The sequence below is a fragment of the Selenomonas sp. oral taxon 126 genome, from assembly GCF_001683335.1.
Lineage (GTDB): Bacteria > Bacillota > Negativicutes > Selenomonadales > Selenomonadaceae > Centipeda.
This window is the reverse complement of record NZ_CP016201.1, coordinates 1,588,302-1,604,155: the sequence shown is the minus strand read 5'-3', so window position 1 is coordinate 1,604,155 and position 15,854 is coordinate 1,588,302. Positions and strand designations below refer to the sequence as shown.

The following is a 15,854-nucleotide window of genomic DNA, read 5'->3' as shown; positions in this document are numbered from 1 at the left end:
GTTCTCATCCTGATCGTCTGGGTCGTTGAGGATCTTGCCCGTATCGTCGACAATCGTGATATTCTCGGGGGTCAGCCCCTTGACACTGTGCGCCGCGAGGTTGACAATGCCCTTGATCTCCTTCTTCGTCAGCTCCGCATGCGGCTTCAGGCGCAGCATGATGGAAGCCGTCGCAGGCTTCTCCTCTTTCTTATAGAGGCTGTCCTCGGGCAGCACAATGTGCACGCGCGCCTTCTCGACCGCCTCGAGCTGCTCGATCGTGCGCGTCAGCTCGCCCTGCAGCGCCTGCAGGTAGTTGACGCGGTTCTGGAACTCGGTGACGCCGAGCTTGCTGTCATCGAAGATCTCGAACCCCTTGCTCCCGCGCGGCAGCCCCTGTGTCGCAAGGTTAAGACGTGCCTCGTGAACATTCGTCGTCGGCACGAGAATCGTCGTGCCCGACTTATTCTCCTGCACCTCGTAGGTGATTTTCGATTCGCGCAGCTGATTTGCAACCTCACCCGCGTCCTTGGTCTCCATATCGGTAAACAGCGGCACCATATCCGGCTTGCTGCCGTACCAGAAGCTCATACCAAAGATGAGGACGAGAATCGCGAGTGCTGACCCGAGCATGATATAGCGCTGGCGCTTGTCAAAGCGTTCCCACATGGCAAGACCGCGCTCTTTCCACTCTCCCATAATCTCTTTCCCTTCAAGTCATCACGGTTATGCACCGCCGTATATAGGAATCACTGATAAAATGGAGTCCGTCAGATTGGCACAGATTTTTTCGTCCGGACTAGGAGACAAGCCGGACGCAGAGTGGTGCTCTGTGGAGGATTTGCCGACAAAGTACGGGCAAAAAAGATGTGCTAAAATGGCGGTGCTGAATTTATCAGTGCTTCCTATAGGGCGCACGAAAACGGCAGGCAGCCCTTATACCTGCATCCGCATGATTTCCTGATAGGCAGCAACGGCGCGGTTGCGCAGCTGCAGCGTCAGCTGCAGTGCAATCTCCGCCTTCTGCCCTGCCACGATGACCTGAGAGACATCCTGGACTTCGCCTGCTGCAAGCAGCGCATTCTGCTTGTCCGATGCGAGCTGGAGCTGATTGACCTCGGAAAGAGCATCCTGCAAATAGGTACCGAAGCTCTTTTGCGGCTCTTTTTCGATGGTCTCGCCCAGATGACTGGTTGCATGCATCGCTACGGGGGTCATTTGTAGTGCTTGTACTTCCATATACATTGATCTCCCTTAAAAACGAACGCACAAATTAGCTGCCGCTGCCAATACGCAACGCTGCGCTCACCATGGATTTTGCTGCATTGATTGTCGTCGCATTTGCCTCGTAGCCACGTGAAGCCGAGATCATATCCACCATCTCAGCGACAATATTGACATTCGGGCGCTCGACATATCCTTCTGCATTTGCATCCGGATGTCCCGGCTCATAGACAAGCGTTCCCTGCGTTCGATCCGTCTCGATCGAGACCGCACGCACGCCGTCCCCGGGGCGCATACGGTTTGAAGCGCGTGCGAGGAAGGACTCAAAGCCGATACCCGCACCCTTCTCACGCGGCTGGAAGACGACATAGCGGCGATGATAGGCGCCGCCGCCCTGTGCACGCGTCGTATTTGCATTTGCAATATTATTGGAGATCACGTCCATGCGCAGCCGCTCTGCCGTAAGTCCGGAAGCCGCCGCATCAATTCCCAGAAACATTCCCATATCCTGCCCCCCTATCAGCCGCCCTGACCGCTCGAAATGACACTCTTCAGCTTGCTGATGTGTCCCCCGAGCGCTGTCGCAAGCGCACTGTAATACAGCTGATTCTTTGCAACTTCTGCCATTTCAATATCAATATCGACATTGTTCCGATCCAGACGCATATTCGTGTTCTCGTCCTGCTCGATCACGGCACGTGCCTTTCCGCGAAAAGCAACGGGAAGATGTCGGTCATGCGTGCGCACAACCTTCATCAGCGGATCGCTGTCCAGCCCCAATTCCTGTTTCAGCAAATCCTCAAAGCGGACATGACTCCGCTTGAAGTTCGGTGTATTCACATTGGCAATATTATTGCTGAGCACCTCGTGGCGCAGTGAAGCCGCCGCCATCGCACGGCTGCCAATGTCAAGCGTCGAGGTGTTCACCAGCTGCTCAAGCATGAAACGTCACATTCCTTTCCCCATGTTTTAGGAAGCACCGAATCCATCGGAGTCCCCCTTTGTGCACAGAAAAAACTGCACACAAAACAGATATATAATTAGTTCTACATTCCTAAAAAAAATCCTTTTCATTCTAGCACTTTTTCCCCAAAAAATGAAGAAAGGTTTTTCTGCGCTCCGCAAAATGCAGGGGGCTATGCGTGTGCAAGAGCCGTCTTGTCGACGTGCAGACTTTTTACGAGAATGTCGATCTCGTGCACAACCATGCCCGTCATACGCTCGATCTCCGTCTGCAGACGCCGGCGCAGAAGCACCATCGTATCGGCAATCGCATGCCCATAGGAAAAGACAACTTCGAGCGAAACCGTGATACCGAGATCGTCATCGCCGCTGACCAGATGCTTCACATGGGTCGAGCCGACGCGATGTACCGCATCCAGTGCCTCTGCAACAATGTGCACAATGCCCTTGATGACGGAGTCGTCGATGACAAGCTTGCCGTAGTAGCTGAACACGGGACGCACAATGGAGCGCTCACCGAGGCGGCGGCGTTTCGACGAGGAGGTCTTGAAGAAACTCTTGATCGGATCGATGAGATAGCCTGAGAAATGCGGCTTGAGTTCGATCGTCGGCACGGGAATGATGTGCTCGCCGCGCCTGAGGCGATGGTACTGCGCCAGCTCCATATCCTTCTTCGAGGCAATGTCCTCAATGCGGATGATCTTGCTCACGGGGCCGATCCGGAGTGCCTTTGCGATCTTCTGCACCATATTCTCGGATGTGCCGAGGAGGAGAATCCGGCGCGGCGCGGATTCTGCAATCGCGCGGCGCACATCCGAAGCATGCCCCGGCAGCACGAAGATGGCACGGCGTACTGCCATGATCCGATTCTTCTCCTTCTTCGCCGAACTGCCGCCAATCACCTTTCCGTCTTTAATCAGGATGCCGTCGTCAATAATGGCATCCGCACCATTCTTTTGGGCGACCCACAGGGCGCGGTGGCTTTTGCCGGTACCGCTTGGGCCGACAAGGGCGATAACGTCCATCGTGTTTCTCCTCTTTTCCAGTCAGTGTTTCCTTATATTACGGCCGATAAAAATTCTCCGCATAGATGTCCTCTATCGTAAACTGACCGATCGCATCCGGCCTGCGCCCCGCAAAGCCGCGGTAATCCGATCCACCGGATATGAGCAGCCCATGCTTCTGCGCCATCTCCATATAGTGCTGCGTATCCTGACGATCATAGGTCGGATAGAACACCTCAATGCCCTCGATCCCCTGTGCGATCAGGCGCTCCATGCAGGCATCGTCCGCAAGCTCCTTCGGGTTTCCAAGCACGGGGATTCCACCGGCGCCCTTAATGATTGCGATGAGCTCCTCCGGAGCAAGGCGAAAATGCGGCACATAGGCAGGCTGACCGCGCCTGAGGAGCTGGTCGAAGCAGGCGCGAATAGAGTCGAAATAGCCCTTTTTGACGAGCACGCGTGCCACATGGGAGCGCCCAATCGCCTTGCACATCCCCTCGTCCGTCAGTACCTCGGTCTCTCCGATCTCATAGCCAAGGTTCCGCAACCGCTCCACAAGCTCCGTGAAGCGTGTCCAGCGCGACTCGCTGATCTCCTCGAGCTTTTCCTGAAGCCCGCTATCGTATATATCAATATTATAGCCTAAAATATGGATCTCGTGCTGCCCGTCGCCTGTACTGAAGCCAATCCCGGGGATGATGCGCAGACTGCCCGAGGCGTAGTGTCCGCTCTCGTAGAGCGCCGTAATGCCCTCGACACTGTCATGATCCGTAATGGAAATATAGTGCAGCCCCGCTGCCTTTGCCGCCTCCACAATCTCCTCCGGTGTATCCTTTCCATCGGAAAAGGTCGAATGGATATGCAAATCGCTTGGCATAGAATTCTCCTCACTCAGCCCTCTTCACGGAGCAGGATGCGCTCAATCTGCCGCGCACGCCGTCCGTTCGGCTCGATGTCCACAATGACGGCTGCATACTCCGCCGCCCCCTCCGCCATATCGAAACGCACGGGCATCCCCGTTCGGAATTTCTGAATCACAATCTCCTTGCGTACGCCCAAGATGGAGTCATGTGCACCGACCATGCCGAGATCTGTAATATACGCCGTGCCACCGGGCAGAATCTGCTCATCTGCCGTCTGCACATGCGTATGCGTACCAACCACAATGTCCGCACGCCCATCCAGATAGTGCCCCATCGCCAGCTTCTCCGAGGTGGTCTCGGCATGGAAATCGAGCACGACGACATCCGCCTGCCCGCCGATCTCCGCGAGAATTTCATCCGCCTTCTGAAACGGGCAGTCGAGCGCGGGCATAAAAGAACGGCCTGATAGATTCATCACGGCAATGTTTGCCGCTTTGAATGGGAAGATACAGTATCCCTTCCCGGGCGTACCGTCCGGGTAGTTCGCAGGACGCACAAGGAATGGCTCGTCATCCACAAAGGCAAAGACATCCTTCTTGTCCCAGACGTGGTTCCCCGCTGTCACGACATCGGCGCCGCCCGCATAGAGCTCATCAAGCGCCTTTCGCGTAAACCCCTTCCCACCGGCGGAATTCTCACCGTTGACAATGACGACATCGACGCTCTTCTCCGATCGGAGCTGCGGCGTGATCGTACGAAAGGCACGCCGCCCTGCACGCCCGACAACGTCACCGACCAACATAATGCGCACGGCATAGCCTCCTCATTTCGTCACCGATTGTAGACAATGACCTGATCGCGCTCGCGGATGCCGACGAGACGCTCGCGCAGCGGAATCTCACGCACTGCTACAAGCATGCGCTCCAGCGTCTCATGCTGAAGCATGCGGAACTCTGCATCCAGCGTCTCCGCTCCATGCGGATCGACATGGAGTGCCTCGCCGAACCGCTCCGTCAGGAGCTGCACCGTGAGACTGAGCTCCCGCTCCGAGAGTTCCTCCATGGGTCGCGTAAGGTGCAGAATCGTCAGCGCATCGTGCTGCTCGTATGTGAAATCCACCGCACTCGCCTCGCCACCCTCGATCACATGATAGGTCTCAATGCTCTCGGCAATCAGCGCGGCAAACGCCTCGATCTCAGCAGGCACAAGCTGCGCACGGACGACAAAGTCCATCGTCAGCACTTCCTGCCGTGGATCGTAGGAAACCGACTCAATCTCGGGAAAACAGACTAGGACTGAGGCGAGGAGCTGCACGCCGGGGCGTGCCTGCTCGCTTCTCATGCGTCCGCCGCTGCGCGCGGAAAAATATCTGCGCAGAAAATTAAACATGGCATCACCCCCCTTGCTGCCACCCCTTATTCCACACTATTCACACGGCCAAGACCGAGCGCATAGACCGCGTTCCGTCCCGCCTTCTTTGCCTGATAGAGTGCCTCATCCGCATTCTTGAAGAGCTGGAGCTCATTGTCCCGCTCCGGATCGAACGTAGCGGCGCCGACACTGATCGTAACGTTCCGGTCGAACGGCATTTCGGCGCTCTCCACCTTGCGGCGGATACGCTCCCCGACCCTGCCCGCAATGGCGAGCGGCGCGCCCGCGAGGATGATGAAGAACTCATCCCCGCCCCAGCGGCAGCCGGAGTCCGACTCGCGGATTGTACGCGAGATCGCGTCCGCAACCGTCAGGATCACCCGATCGCCCATATCGTGCCCATAGGCGTCGTTGACCCCCTTGAAGTGGTCAATGTCCATGAGAATGACGGAGAGCGGCGTCTTATGCTCCTGCGAGTACGCCACCGCCTCCTTTAGGATGCGCTCCATCTCACGGCGGTTCAGGAGATTCGTCAGCGCATCGCGGCTCGCGAGCTGGGTGAGGCGCTGATTCGCCGTATACAGCTCCTCCTCGGAGACGCGGATGAAATGCGACATGAACGCGAGCATCTTGCGATTGTAGGAGAGATGCGCAACGCGCTTCGTCTGGAGCTGAATGTTTTTGACATAGCCCGGATCCTCCTTCATCCCGACGAGCAGGACATTCAGATGCGCCGTGGAGATGCGCTCCCCCACGCGACGCGCCTCGCCGAAGATGAACACCGTCGAGGAGGGAACCCCCGTGCAGGCCGTCATCTCTGTCACCACATCGTCGCCCAAGAGGAGATAGTGTCCGACGCACGCCGAGCCGATGATGACCTGTGGCGAGAACGCCGTCATCGCGCGCGCATTCTCTGCCGCCTTCGAGAGGATGCCATAGGGATCGCCATAGGCGAGGCGGAACTTCGTCCCCTCCTGCATGGGGATGCCGAACGCCAGCGCCCCCGTTCCCTCCTCAATCTTGATCGGGACGCGTGCCGAGATCGATCCGTCCTCCTCCTCAAAGCAGAGCGGGAAGAGCGCGGAGTCCACGCTGAAATTGGCGTCGCCCCTAATGCCGAAATAGCGCTCGTAGACCTTGATCGGTATGTCGCCGTCCAGTTCCTTGATCGTGCACCCCTCCACGCGGGTTGCCACAATCTCGCGCCCGAGCGAATTCCAGCCGAAGTTACGCACCACGTGCACATCAAGCGTCTCGCCGTGGAACACGACGGCGAGCATCCCCAGCTCCGTCACCGCATCGTCCGCGACAATATAGCCGCGCGCATTCATCGGCTCCGCATCGACGAATGCACCGAACACCTCGATACGCGGATTGATCGCAGAGATCCCCTCAAAGAGATTGTCAATCTGATCCATCAGACCGACCACGAAGAACTCAATCACCTTCGTCTGCGGGCGCGCCGCGACGAAATCGACGAACCGCCCCACCGTCTGTGCATCTGCCGTATTCCCATCCACCAGTGTGAAGTCCACACGGGACGCCTCGAACGCCGTAAAGGTCAGCATGACCCCCTCGGTATCCAGACGCAGATCCGCCATCTTGAGTGCGCACGTATGCGCTACGATCCGCGCATCCGGGAACAGCTTCCGAACGGCGTCGCGCATACAGATCGCCTTTTCGACAGGCATCTCGCACGGCGTTGCGATCGTAATGAGCAGGGACTCGATGTGCGGGATCAGATCCAGTTTTTCCTTTGCCAGTTCCGCCTTCCTCTGAGCATCTGCGGTACCGGAAACGATGTACGTCAACTGCTGCATATGTTCTCCTTACCAAGATACGGACAGCCCCCAGCCCCCCGGCATGGCGCGTTCTCCGTATTGTCCGGAAATAGGGGGCTGACGCCCCCTATAATAGAATCCGCTGTAGATTTCGGACTACTTTGCGTAGTCCACGACGCGCGTCTCGCGGATGACCGTCGCCTTGATCTGTCCCGGGTACTCGAGATCGCCCTCGATCTTCTTTACAATATCGTGGACGAGCACGGCAGCGCCCGCATCATCCACCTTGTCCGGCTTCACCATGACGCGGATCTCACGCCCCGCTTGAATTGCAAAGCAGCGCTCCACGCCGTCGAAGGACTCGGCGATCTCCTCGAGCGCCTTAAGCCGCTTGATGTAGGACTCGAGACTCTCACGGCGCGCGCCCGGACGCGCTGCCGAAACCGCATCTGCAGCGGCGACGAGCACCGCCTCAATCGTCGTTGCCTCCTCATCGCCGTGATGACAGGCGATGATGTTGATGACTTCCTTGGACTCACGGTACTTGCGCGCGAGATCAGCGCCGACCGTCACATGAGGGCCTTCGACCTCGTGGCTGACCGCCTTGCCGATATCGTGCAGGAGGCCGCCGCGCTTGGCGAGCATGACATCACAGTCGAGCTCTGCCGCCATGAGACCCGCGAGATGCGCAACCTCAATGGAGTGCGCGAGCACGTTCTGACCGTAGCTTGTCCGATAGCGCATACGTCCCAAGAGACGCACGAGCTCGGGATGGATTCCGTGGACACCCGTCTCGAAGGTCGCCTGCTCCCCTGCCTCCTTGATGCGCTGGTCGACCTCGCGCCGCGCCTTCTCGATCATCTCCTCGATGCGTGCGGGATGGATGCGCCCGTCCTGAATCAGCTTCTCTAGTGCAATGCGTGCAACCTCACGCCGCACGGGGTCAAATCCTGAGAGAATGACCGCCTCCGGCGTATCGTCGATGATGAGATCGATCCCCGTCAGGGTCTCAAGCGTGCGGATATTGCGCCCCTCACGCCCAATGATGCGCCCCTTCATCTCATCGTTCGGCAGCGCCACAACCGAGACCGTCGTCTCCGCCACGTGATCGGCGGCGCAGCGCTGGATTGCAACACTCAGAATCTCGCGTGCCGCCTTGTCTGCCTCATCCTTTGTCTGCTGGATGTACTCCTTGATCTTGCGCGCCTTCTCATGCTTCAGCTCTTCCTCCGCCTCCGCCATGAGAATCGTGCGTGCCTCCTCCGCCGAGAGTCCTGAGACGCGCTCGAGCTCCTGCTTCTGACTCTCGTAGAGTGCGGTGATCTCCGCCTGCGTCTTGTCGATGCGCGCCTCCTTGCGCGCGAGCCCCTCCTCCTTCTTCTCGATGGATTCGAGCTTGCGGTCGAGATTCTCCTCCTTCTGGATTGTGCGTCGCTCGAGACGCTGAATCTCGCTGCGGCGCTCCTTTGAATCGCGCTCGAACTCCTGACGCTGACGCTGAATCTCCTCCTTCGCCTCGAGCAGCGCTTCCTTCTGCTTTGTCTCCGCCTTCTTGCCGGCCTCTTCGACAATGCGCTTTGCTTCGTCCTCGGCTGATCCTATCTGAGCCTCCGCCGTGCGCCTGCGTGCGATATAGCCCATAGCGGCGCCGACAGCGATAGCAATAATTACCGTTAGTAATTCAGTAATAATAACGGCCACCTCCTTTTCCATGATAGAAAAATGTCTATAAAATACTCCTATCTATTTTAATGTTTTTTCTCTATAGTGTCAAGAATTCTGTACGCCTCGTCCAATTTGATTTATTTTATCTTCGCGGACGCTTTATAACTTCTTTTGCATGGAAGAAGACGCCTTTGTCGCTTATAATATGTTCATAGCTTCACGGAAGGAGTGGGAAAATGAACAGAAAGAAATGGATGTGCAAGGGGATTGCGCTCGCACTCTCTGCAGCGATGACGGCGGGGCTTGCGATGCCGCCTGCCACAGCGGAGGCAAATACGGGCAGGATCATCGGTGCGATTGTCGGCGGTGCCGTTGCCGCAGACGAGATGAGCAAGCAGATCAAGTACTACAATACAACCGAGGAGGGACGTGAGGCGCTCTTTCAGGAGCTGCAGGAAACATACGGCGTTTACTACCGCTACGACCTCAACAGTCAGCTCGACCGCATCTTTGAAAATCTCACGGCAGCAATCGGTTCCACGGATGCCACGGTCTATGATCGCCCGTACAATTACTTCATCAATCAGCAGGACAGCTTCAATGCATTCTGCACCCTCGGCCACAACATGAGCGTCAACGTCGGCCTCTACAGCTACCTCGCAAACGAGGACGAGATCGCCGTCGTGCTCGCGCATGAGATGGGACACGGACAGAAGGATCACCCTGCCAAAGGCATGAAGCGCTCTCTGGGTCCCGCCGTCCTCGCGAGCGCAACGGGCTCTGTGCTCGGTGCAATCGCCGCGAATATCTGGAGTGGGCAGGGACTCACGAAGCCGATGGAGTGGGAAGCGGACAATCTCGCATTTGAGTACATCTCCCGCTCGCCATACAATCCCGGTGCAACGGCTGCGGTATGGCAGCGTGTCATTGATCTCTCGGGCAACAATTCCGCGAGCGCATTTGACATCATGTCGGGTGCTGCCGATCACCCGTCGAACGCTTCCCGCCGCGACAACTACGCAAAGAAGCTCACAGAGATGAGCGGCGGCAAGGTAACAGTCGACGACGGTGTCGTCTATGTGAACAAGAAGAAACTCTTGATGCCAGCCCCTGCCGGCGGCATGAGCTCTGCCGAGCGTGCCTACTTCGTCATGGGCAATCTTGCAGCCGCCTATCGGAGCGGACACGCCAGCTCTGCGGCGTATGCGGACGGACGCACGGTCATGCTCGGCGCACAGCCCATCATGAGCTGCACAGACGACGACACGAGCGCCGCTGAGATCGCAGCGCTACTGAATCAAATCAAATAACTACAGAAAATAGGAGCCCTTGCATTTGACTGCAGGGGCTCCTATTTTTTACCGTCTTGGAAATCTGCGTAGCGCACGCGGCTTTCCGAGCACCTCGGCAAGCACGATCGCCTGCTTCATTGTGTCGGGCGTCAACTGCGGCAGGAGCGCCGCATGCGCATGTGCATGTCCGCTCGTATGCGTCACAGTAGCAGACGCTGCCATCTGCTCTGCAGCAAGGCGCTCCTCGCGCTCACGTGCACGTTTTGCACGCTGCGCCTCCCGCTGCTGCTCCTCCCACCGCGCACGCAGTTCCTGCGCGCGCAGCACCTCCGGATCTACAGTTACCTGAATGTCTGCCGGGATGCCGCGCATCGGCGGGATCTCAAAGCTGCCCGTCTGCCGTGTACGCTTCTTCGGGCGCGGAATATCCTGCGGCACCGTCGGCGGCGGCACTTTTTTTCTGCCACGCACGCGGTCGTCAAAGACGGCAAGTGCTATGCCTACGGCAATGACAATGAGGTATTCCATATGCTTCGCCTCACTTTACGGGCGGCGTCGGATGCTTCTCATCACTCTTGCCCGCAGAGCTGATCGCCTGGCGCATATCGGTGTCGGACTGGATGTTGTTCAGCTGGTAGTAGTCCATCACGCCGAGCTTGCCCTCGCGCAGCGCCTGTGCCATCGCATGCGGCACCTCTGCCTGCGCCTCGACAACCTTTGCCTCCATCTCCTGCGTGTACGCCTTCATCTCCTGCTCGCGTGCAACCGCCATCGCGCGGCGCTCCTCCGCCTTTGCCTGTGCGATGCGCTTGTCCGCCTCCGCTTGGTCGGTCTGAAGCTCCGCGCCAATGTTGCGCCCGACATCGACGTCCGCGATGTCGATGGAGAGAATCTCGAACGCCGTACCCGCATCGAGTCCCTTGCCAAGCACTGTTTTCGAAATATCATCCGGATTTGCAAGCACGTCATTGTGACTCTGCGAGGAGCCGACCGTCGTAACAATGCCCTCGCCAACGCGCGCAATGATCGTCGGCTCACCCGCGCCGCCAACGAGGCGGTCGATGTTTGCGCGCACCGTGACACGCGCCTTGATCTTGAGCTCGATGCCGTTTGCCGCGACTGCGGAGACAATCGGCGTCTCGATGACCTTCGGATTGACGCTCATCTGCACAGCATCGAGCACGTCACGCCCCGCGAGGTCAATCGCCGCCGCGCGCTCGAACGGCAGGGCTATCTGTGCACGGTGGGACGCGATGAGCGCGTCGACCACCTTGTCCACATTGCCGCCCGCGAGGTAATGCGCCTCAAGCTGGTTCACGCCGACATCCAGACCCGCCTTATTCGCCTTGATGAGCGGGAGCACAATGCGGCTCGGTGGAACACGGCGCAGGCGCATGCCGACCAGCGACACGATACTGACCGGGACATTTGCCGAGATCGCAGACACCCAGAGTCCGAGCGGTACAAAGTGCAGAAAGATCGATACGGCAAGAATAGCAATGACAACGAGGAATGCTCCTCCAAACAGAGTTCCCATATGTACCTCCTTAGAATTTCCGTGAAGCTATGCCTATGCCTCGCGCACAACGACGCGGCTGCCGTTCACGGACAGGACAACAATCTGCTTCCCCTTTTGAATATACGCGCCCTCCGAGATCACATCCACGGGGCGGCCGTCGATGCGCGCCGTCCCCGAGGGACGCAGCTCCGTGAGCACCTCGCCCATCTTCCCTACAAGTTCGGATCGCTCCGCCGCGCTGACATAGCCCTCCTCCGTGCGTGAGCTCTTTTGCAGCACAATCTTGTTCCACAATTTGCTCGACGGCAGACGCGAGACGATCAGCAGGAAGAGCACAACGGAGATCACGAGGGCAATGCCGAGCGCTGCAAGCGCGCCGATATCCCCGCCGAGTGCGAGCACAATGCTGTAGAGCATTGCCGCAACGCCGAGCCCCGCGAGCAGTCCCACAGTCGGCAGCAGGATCTCCACAATGATCATGAGCACGCCCGCGAGAAAGACCGCAATGTGATAGAGTTCCACAAGCCCCCGCGTGTATTGGCTGCCCCAGAAGACCGCCGCAGCAACAATGCCGAGCAGGACGCCTACGCCAAGCCCGCCCGTCTTGATCTCCACCATGATGGAGAGAAACATGACGGCAACGAGCAGGACTTGCAGAACGCCGTTGTCCACAATCAGATTCATAGAACCCTCCTCCTTACGCGAAAAAACCTCCACGCAAGCTGCGTGGAGGTTCCTATGCTGAAAATGGTCGGAACGACGAGATTTGAACTCACGACCTCTTCCACCCCAAGGAAGCGCTCTACCAAGCTGAGCTACGTCCCGAACAAATGGTATTATACCGATGTTTTTTCGTTTTGTCAATCCCTCTGCGTCATTTGCTTCATGAGGCGCAGCGCGCCGATCTCGACGCCGGTCTCGCGTGCAACCTGCTCTATCGTCCGTCCGGCACGCAGCAGCGCACGCGCCTTGATGATGGACTCGTCCTCGCGGACGGGCTGCTCCTCTTCTACGCGCGGCTGAGACGGCATCACAGGCTCTGCAGGTATGGCTTGGCGCACAGGCGGAACAGGCTGCGCCGGAGCAGCATGAACGGAAATGCGATGCGGCGGCGCTGACGGTGGCATATCCTGCCGCATTTGCATCTGCACAGGAGAGGGCGGCGCAGCGTATACAGGTGCATTTTCTACCGCCGCACGCGCCTGTTCACGCAGGATCGACTGATGCAGCACTGCGGCGAATTCATCCCCATCCGTACGGCGCGCTTCCGGCGTCTGTGGCACAGAGGCCGTACTGCTCACCTGCGGCGCAGCAGCAGTGACTGCGGGCATAGGCTGCCCAAGATCGCGCAGACGGCGCTCCAACTCCTCAATGCGCTGACGCAGCGCCCATTCGAGGCGCTGTGCATCCGCAACCCGCGTCTCAAGCTGCACGCGCCGATCATCCGCCTCGCGCAGGAGACCCTCGAGCTTTGTCACGTGAGAACCGAGTCGCTTGATGATCGTGTCTGCCGACTGCTGCAGTTCTTTCTTCAATTTCTCAATGGAGGCCGCGAGATCTTCATCCTCCTCATCGCTGCGCTGCCGCCGCTGAATGATATAGCGTACGATGAGCAGGAGAACAGCGCCGAGAATGATGAGGGCACCCAGAATTTCGGTCACGGAAATAATAAGCGGACGCCTCCCTTATCTACATCTATGAAAAATCAAAAACTGATATCGAGATGCACGCCGCGATTCGGATCGGCAGCGAGGCGCGCAAGCAGCTCTGCACCGTGATCCTCGCCGCGCGATCTCCGCCCCTGCTGTCCCTGACCGCCGCCCTGCCGACGCTCACGCTCCGGATCATCCTTCACGCGTGCATCCTCGCTCGCCTCTTCCTTGGCGCGCACCTGCTGACGCGCCAGCTCCGCGTCCTGCTTCTGACGGATGGACTCAAAGCTCTGCTGGATGTTGACCTGATTCTGCATATTGCTCTGAACATTCCCCGCCTCATTGGACTGGGGGAACATCATCTGCATACTGATCGGCGTGACATTCATGGCGTTACCTGCCTCTCTTCAAAAGATTCCTACAGCAATCTCCCCATTCAGCATCTGCAGCCGTGCATGACGCAGTTCCTCCTCGACCACCTTCTTCACACCGCTGATCGTGGCATTGACCCCGGGATAGATCGTGTCCGAAGCAGAAATCGAGCCATTCTTCATCTGCTCGAGTTCTTCCTCCATCTGCTCGAGTTCCTCCTGCATCTTCTTGATCTTGCCGGCAAGAGGGAACTGTGCGTGCGTCATCTCGACGAGCTGCTCCCTGCGGCGCGGCGGAAGACTCATCAGAGGCTGTTTCTTGAGTGTTGCGAGCGAGAGGCGAAGCTCCGTCAGCTGCTTCATCGCCGTCTGACACTCTTTGGAAAGCGTGTCATAACGATGCTTCAGATTTGGATCGATGCCGACATCCAGATTGGTCTGCACATAAAAGGCGTTGCCAAAAACCTTTGCGCGGATGGACTCACCCGCCCCGACTTTCCCCCCCGTAATGATGCCGCGCCGCCCCTCGACGAGAACGTGATGTCCCGCACGCATCTCGGAATGCAGGACGACATCGTTCACGAAGATATCTCTTCCTGCGGCAATGTTCGCATTCTCGACGAAGGAGATGCTGACATCCTCGAGCGCATGAATCCTGCCGATGTTCATGCCGCGAATCCCGCCGTGAACAATGACATTGCGCCCCTCGACCTGCGCACCGCCAACCATGCCTTTGATCTCGATGTCTCCGGTCGCCTTGACGATGAACCCGCTCTCCACATCCCCCTTGATCTCAATGCTGCCCGCAAAATCAACATTGCCCGTTCCGACATCGACGCTCGAATCAATCACGAGGTGCGGGTCGACGCTGATTTTCTTCCCGTCGTCCACAATCTGGCCGTCGATGAGTGCAACGAGTTCATGACTGTTTACAATCTTTGTATTCTTTCCTTGCGGAAGAGTTGCCGGTTTGCCGGGCTTCGGCGGAATTTCCTCGCCAAGCACATTTTTTCCTGGAATTCCCGGTGTTTCGGGAATGTGAACAGCAAGCACATCACCAATCTGTGCGCGGATAAAGATGTTCATATCCTTGTAGTCCACGCGGTCATAGGCACGTGCAGCAGGGCGCCCCTTCTCCCCCATGTCGAATTTCCGCTCAACGCGTGCATCCGTGCCGGCCTCTGGTGCAGTGCCGCGTGCCGCGATAAACGGGGTCAGCCGCGCCACGCCACGCCCAATTGCCTCGCGGTCAATGCCGTAGACAACCTTCTTGGCAGCGAGCGCATCCAATACATCGGAGACATCAGGCGGCAGATTCCCCTTCTTGTCATCGAAGCGCACCGCCGCAGTCATTCCATCACGTGAGATTTCAATATTGAAGGGAATAACTGTATTTTCGTCCCCATCTTCTGCGGACAGTTCCAAGCGCTCCTCAAAGCCGTCCGCAGCACGCACAAGACGAGCCAACTGGATCACATCGTAATCCGCAACACCCTCATTCTCAAGACGCTGCTTGAGTGTCGGAAGGTCAATGAGGTTGCTGTCCGCACTCTCCGGATAGACGGTCAGATATGTTCCATCAGCCTTGATCGTCAGCTGAAATCCCTCACGCAGTCCCCCAACGGTTCGATCCATGATACCACTCCCGATCCATCTAATTTCCCTCTATGGATTTCCCCTTATAAATCGTCATTCATCCGCGCAAGCGAACCGCGCATGCGGAAGATTGCCTTCGTGTGAAGCTGTGAGATCCGCGCCTCCGAGAGGTGCAGGATTGCAGCAATTTCCTTGAGCGTCATCTCATCGTAGTAGTAGAGCGCCACAACGGTACGCTCCTTCTCAGGGAGTTTTTCGATTGCAGCGGCAAGGGTTTCCTTGATCTCCGTCCACTCCGCATGTTCCACAGGGCCATCATCCAGAGAGACTGGCGCGTCTGTGCGCAGATACTCCTCCAGCGGGATGATGGTCGCCGCACTGACCTGTCCCTCGAGGTGGTGAAGCCCCTCGATGCTCAGCTCGAGTTCTGCGGCAAGCTCCTCATCTGTCGCCGTGCGTCCCAGTTCCCCTTCGAGGCGTGCAACCGCTTTCTCGTATTTTTTAATATTCTGACGCACTGACGGCAATCCAGTCCTTTGCACGCAGATGATCGAGCATCTGTCTCTTATACACA

The 15,854-nt window shown here is 57.8% G+C and carries 18 protein-coding genes and 1 tRNA gene; 1 reads left to right on the top strand and 18 read right to left on the bottom strand.

Annotated features, from left to right (window positions below; all coding sequences use genetic code 11):
• From fliF to rny, 10 genes are all read right to left on the bottom strand, one after another.
• On the bottom strand, positions 1–678 hold a 678-nt coding region (gene fliF, locus AXF19_RS15310; protein ID WP_237141540.1), incomplete at its 3' end, for a flagellar basal-body MS-ring/collar protein FliF.
• A 237-nt stretch (positions 679–915) separates the two neighbouring features.
• On the bottom strand, positions 916–1,218 hold the full coding sequence (gene fliE / locus AXF19_RS07290; protein ID WP_066846986.1) for a flagellar hook-basal body complex protein FliE: 303 nt from the start codon (positions 1,216–1,218) through the stop codon (positions 916–918).
• Between the two features lie 34 nt (positions 1,219–1,252).
• Complete coding sequence (gene flgC, locus AXF19_RS07285; RefSeq protein ID WP_066846984.1) at positions 1,253–1,708, bottom strand: flagellar basal body rod protein FlgC; 456 nt, start codon at positions 1,706–1,708, stop codon at positions 1,253–1,255.
• 14 nt (positions 1,709–1,722) lie between these two features.
• The gene (gene flgB, locus AXF19_RS07280) at positions 1,723–2,145 is read right to left on the bottom strand and encodes a flagellar basal body rod protein FlgB (RefSeq protein WP_066846983.1); all 423 of its coding nucleotides are present in this window, start codon (positions 2,143–2,145) and stop codon (positions 1,723–1,725) included.
• A gap of 194 nt (positions 2,146–2,339) precedes the next feature.
• Positions 2,340–3,191 (bottom strand): Asp23/Gls24 family envelope stress response protein, encoded by an 852-nt coding sequence (locus tag AXF19_RS07275; protein ID WP_066846981.1) that lies wholly within the window; start codon positions 3,189–3,191, stop codon positions 2,340–2,342.
• A gap of 37 nt (positions 3,192–3,228) precedes the next feature.
• Complete coding sequence (locus AXF19_RS07270; RefSeq protein ID WP_066846979.1) at positions 3,229–4,047, bottom strand: PHP domain-containing protein; 819 nt, start codon at positions 4,045–4,047, stop codon at positions 3,229–3,231.
• Between the two features lie 14 nt (positions 4,048–4,061).
• Positions 4,062–4,844, bottom strand: coding sequence for a TIGR00282 family metallophosphoesterase (locus tag AXF19_RS07265; protein ID WP_066846974.1), 783 nt, complete (start codon positions 4,842–4,844; stop codon positions 4,062–4,064).
• 20 nt (positions 4,845–4,864) lie between these two features.
• Positions 4,865–5,422, bottom strand: coding sequence for a hypothetical protein (locus AXF19_RS07260; RefSeq protein WP_066846972.1), 558 nt, complete (start codon positions 5,420–5,422; stop codon positions 4,865–4,867).
• 26 nt (positions 5,423–5,448) lie between these two features.
• The gene (locus AXF19_RS07255) at positions 5,449–7,224 is read right to left on the bottom strand and encodes a sensor domain-containing diguanylate cyclase (protein WP_066846968.1); all 1,776 of its coding nucleotides are present in this window, start codon (positions 7,222–7,224) and stop codon (positions 5,449–5,451) included.
• Positions 7,225–7,341: 117 nt separating this feature from the next.
• A complete protein-coding gene (gene rny / locus AXF19_RS07250; protein WP_066846963.1) occupies positions 7,342–8,898 on the bottom strand; it encodes a ribonuclease Y in 1,557 nt (518 codons plus the stop codon).
• A 188-nt stretch (positions 8,899–9,086) separates the two neighbouring features.
• Between rny and AXF19_RS07245 the strand changes: the two genes are divergently transcribed.
• Positions 9,087–10,160, top strand: a complete 1,074-nt coding sequence (locus tag AXF19_RS07245) for a M48 family metallopeptidase (RefSeq protein ID WP_066846960.1) — start codon at positions 9,087–9,089, stop codon at positions 10,158–10,160.
• Between the two features lie 48 nt (positions 10,161–10,208).
• Here AXF19_RS07245 and AXF19_RS07240 read toward each other — a convergent pair whose 3' ends face one another.
• The 8 genes from AXF19_RS07240 to AXF19_RS15300 form a co-directional block, all read right to left on the bottom strand.
• Entirely contained in the window at positions 10,209–10,670 is a 462-nt protein-coding gene (locus AXF19_RS07240; protein ID WP_066846958.1) for a hypothetical protein, read from the bottom strand.
• Positions 10,671–10,680: 10 nt separating this feature from the next.
• Positions 10,681–11,679 (bottom strand): flotillin-like protein FloA, encoded by a 999-nt coding sequence (gene floA / locus AXF19_RS07235; RefSeq protein ID WP_066846955.1) that lies wholly within the window; start codon positions 11,677–11,679, stop codon positions 10,681–10,683.
• A gap of 33 nt (positions 11,680–11,712) precedes the next feature.
• Positions 11,713–12,345, bottom strand: a complete 633-nt coding sequence (locus tag AXF19_RS07230) for an NfeD family protein (RefSeq protein ID WP_066846952.1) — start codon at positions 12,343–12,345, stop codon at positions 11,713–11,715.
• Positions 12,346–12,409: 64 nt separating this feature from the next.
• Positions 12,410–12,486 (bottom strand) — tRNA-Pro (locus AXF19_RS07225).
• 35 nt (positions 12,487–12,521) lie between these two features.
• The gene (locus AXF19_RS07220) at positions 12,522–13,322 is read right to left on the bottom strand and encodes a hypothetical protein (protein ID WP_237141538.1); all 801 of its coding nucleotides are present in this window, start codon (positions 13,320–13,322) and stop codon (positions 12,522–12,524) included.
• Between the two features lie 44 nt (positions 13,323–13,366).
• Entirely contained in the window at positions 13,367–13,702 is a 336-nt protein-coding gene (locus AXF19_RS07215) for a hypothetical protein (protein ID WP_066846943.1), read from the bottom strand.
• Between the two features lie 18 nt (positions 13,703–13,720).
• Positions 13,721–15,319: a DUF342 domain-containing protein gene (locus tag AXF19_RS07210; protein WP_066846940.1), complete on the bottom strand. Its 1,599-nt coding sequence runs from the start codon at positions 15,317–15,319 to the stop codon at positions 13,721–13,723.
• Positions 15,320–15,363: 44 nt separating this feature from the next.
• Positions 15,364–15,854: sigma-70 family RNA polymerase sigma factor (locus tag AXF19_RS15300; protein ID WP_237141537.1), on the bottom strand; the 491-nt coding region annotated here is incomplete at its 5' end.

Excerpts from the sequence above, each read along its gene's own strand:
- fliE (WP_066846986.1), bottom strand. The coding sequence starts at position 1,218 with ATGGAAGTACAAGCACTACAAATGACCCCCGTAGCGATGCATGCAACC.
- flgC (WP_066846984.1), bottom strand. The coding sequence starts at position 1,708 with ATGGGAATGTTTCTGGGAATTGATGCGGCGGCTTCCGGACTTACGGCA.
- flgB (WP_066846983.1), bottom strand. The coding sequence starts at position 2,145 with ATGCTTGAGCAGCTGGTGAACACCTCGACGCTTGACATTGGCAGCCGT.
- AXF19_RS07275 (WP_066846981.1), bottom strand. The coding sequence starts at position 3,191 with ATGGACGTTATCGCCCTTGTCGGCCCAAGCGGTACCGGCAAAAGCCAC.
- AXF19_RS07270 (WP_066846979.1), bottom strand. The coding sequence starts at position 4,047 with ATGCCAAGCGATTTGCATATCCATTCGACCTTTTCCGATGGAAAGGAT.
- AXF19_RS07260 (WP_066846972.1), bottom strand. The coding sequence starts at position 5,422 with ATGTTTAATTTTCTGCGCAGATATTTTTCCGCGCGCAGCGGCGGACGC.
- AXF19_RS07255 (WP_066846968.1), bottom strand. The coding sequence starts at position 7,224 with ATGCAGCAGTTGACGTACATCGTTTCCGGTACCGCAGATGCTCAGAGG.
- rny (WP_066846963.1), bottom strand. The coding sequence starts at position 8,898 with ATGGAAAAGGAGGTGGCCGTTATTATTACTGAATTACTAACGGTAATT.
- AXF19_RS07245 (WP_066846960.1), top strand. The coding sequence starts at position 9,087 with ATGAACAGAAAGAAATGGATGTGCAAGGGGATTGCGCTCGCACTCTCT.
- AXF19_RS07240 (WP_066846958.1), bottom strand. The coding sequence starts at position 10,670 with ATGGAATACCTCATTGTCATTGCCGTAGGCATAGCACTTGCCGTCTTT.
- floA (WP_066846955.1), bottom strand. The coding sequence starts at position 11,679 with ATGGGAACTCTGTTTGGAGGAGCATTCCTCGTTGTCATTGCTATTCTT.
- AXF19_RS07230 (WP_066846952.1), bottom strand. The coding sequence starts at position 12,345 with ATGAATCTGATTGTGGACAACGGCGTTCTGCAAGTCCTGCTCGTTGCC.
- AXF19_RS07215 (WP_066846943.1), bottom strand. The coding sequence starts at position 13,702 with ATGAATGTCACGCCGATCAGTATGCAGATGATGTTCCCCCAGTCCAAT.
- AXF19_RS07210 (WP_066846940.1), bottom strand. The coding sequence starts at position 15,319 with ATGGATCGAACCGTTGGGGGACTGCGTGAGGGATTTCAGCTGACGATC.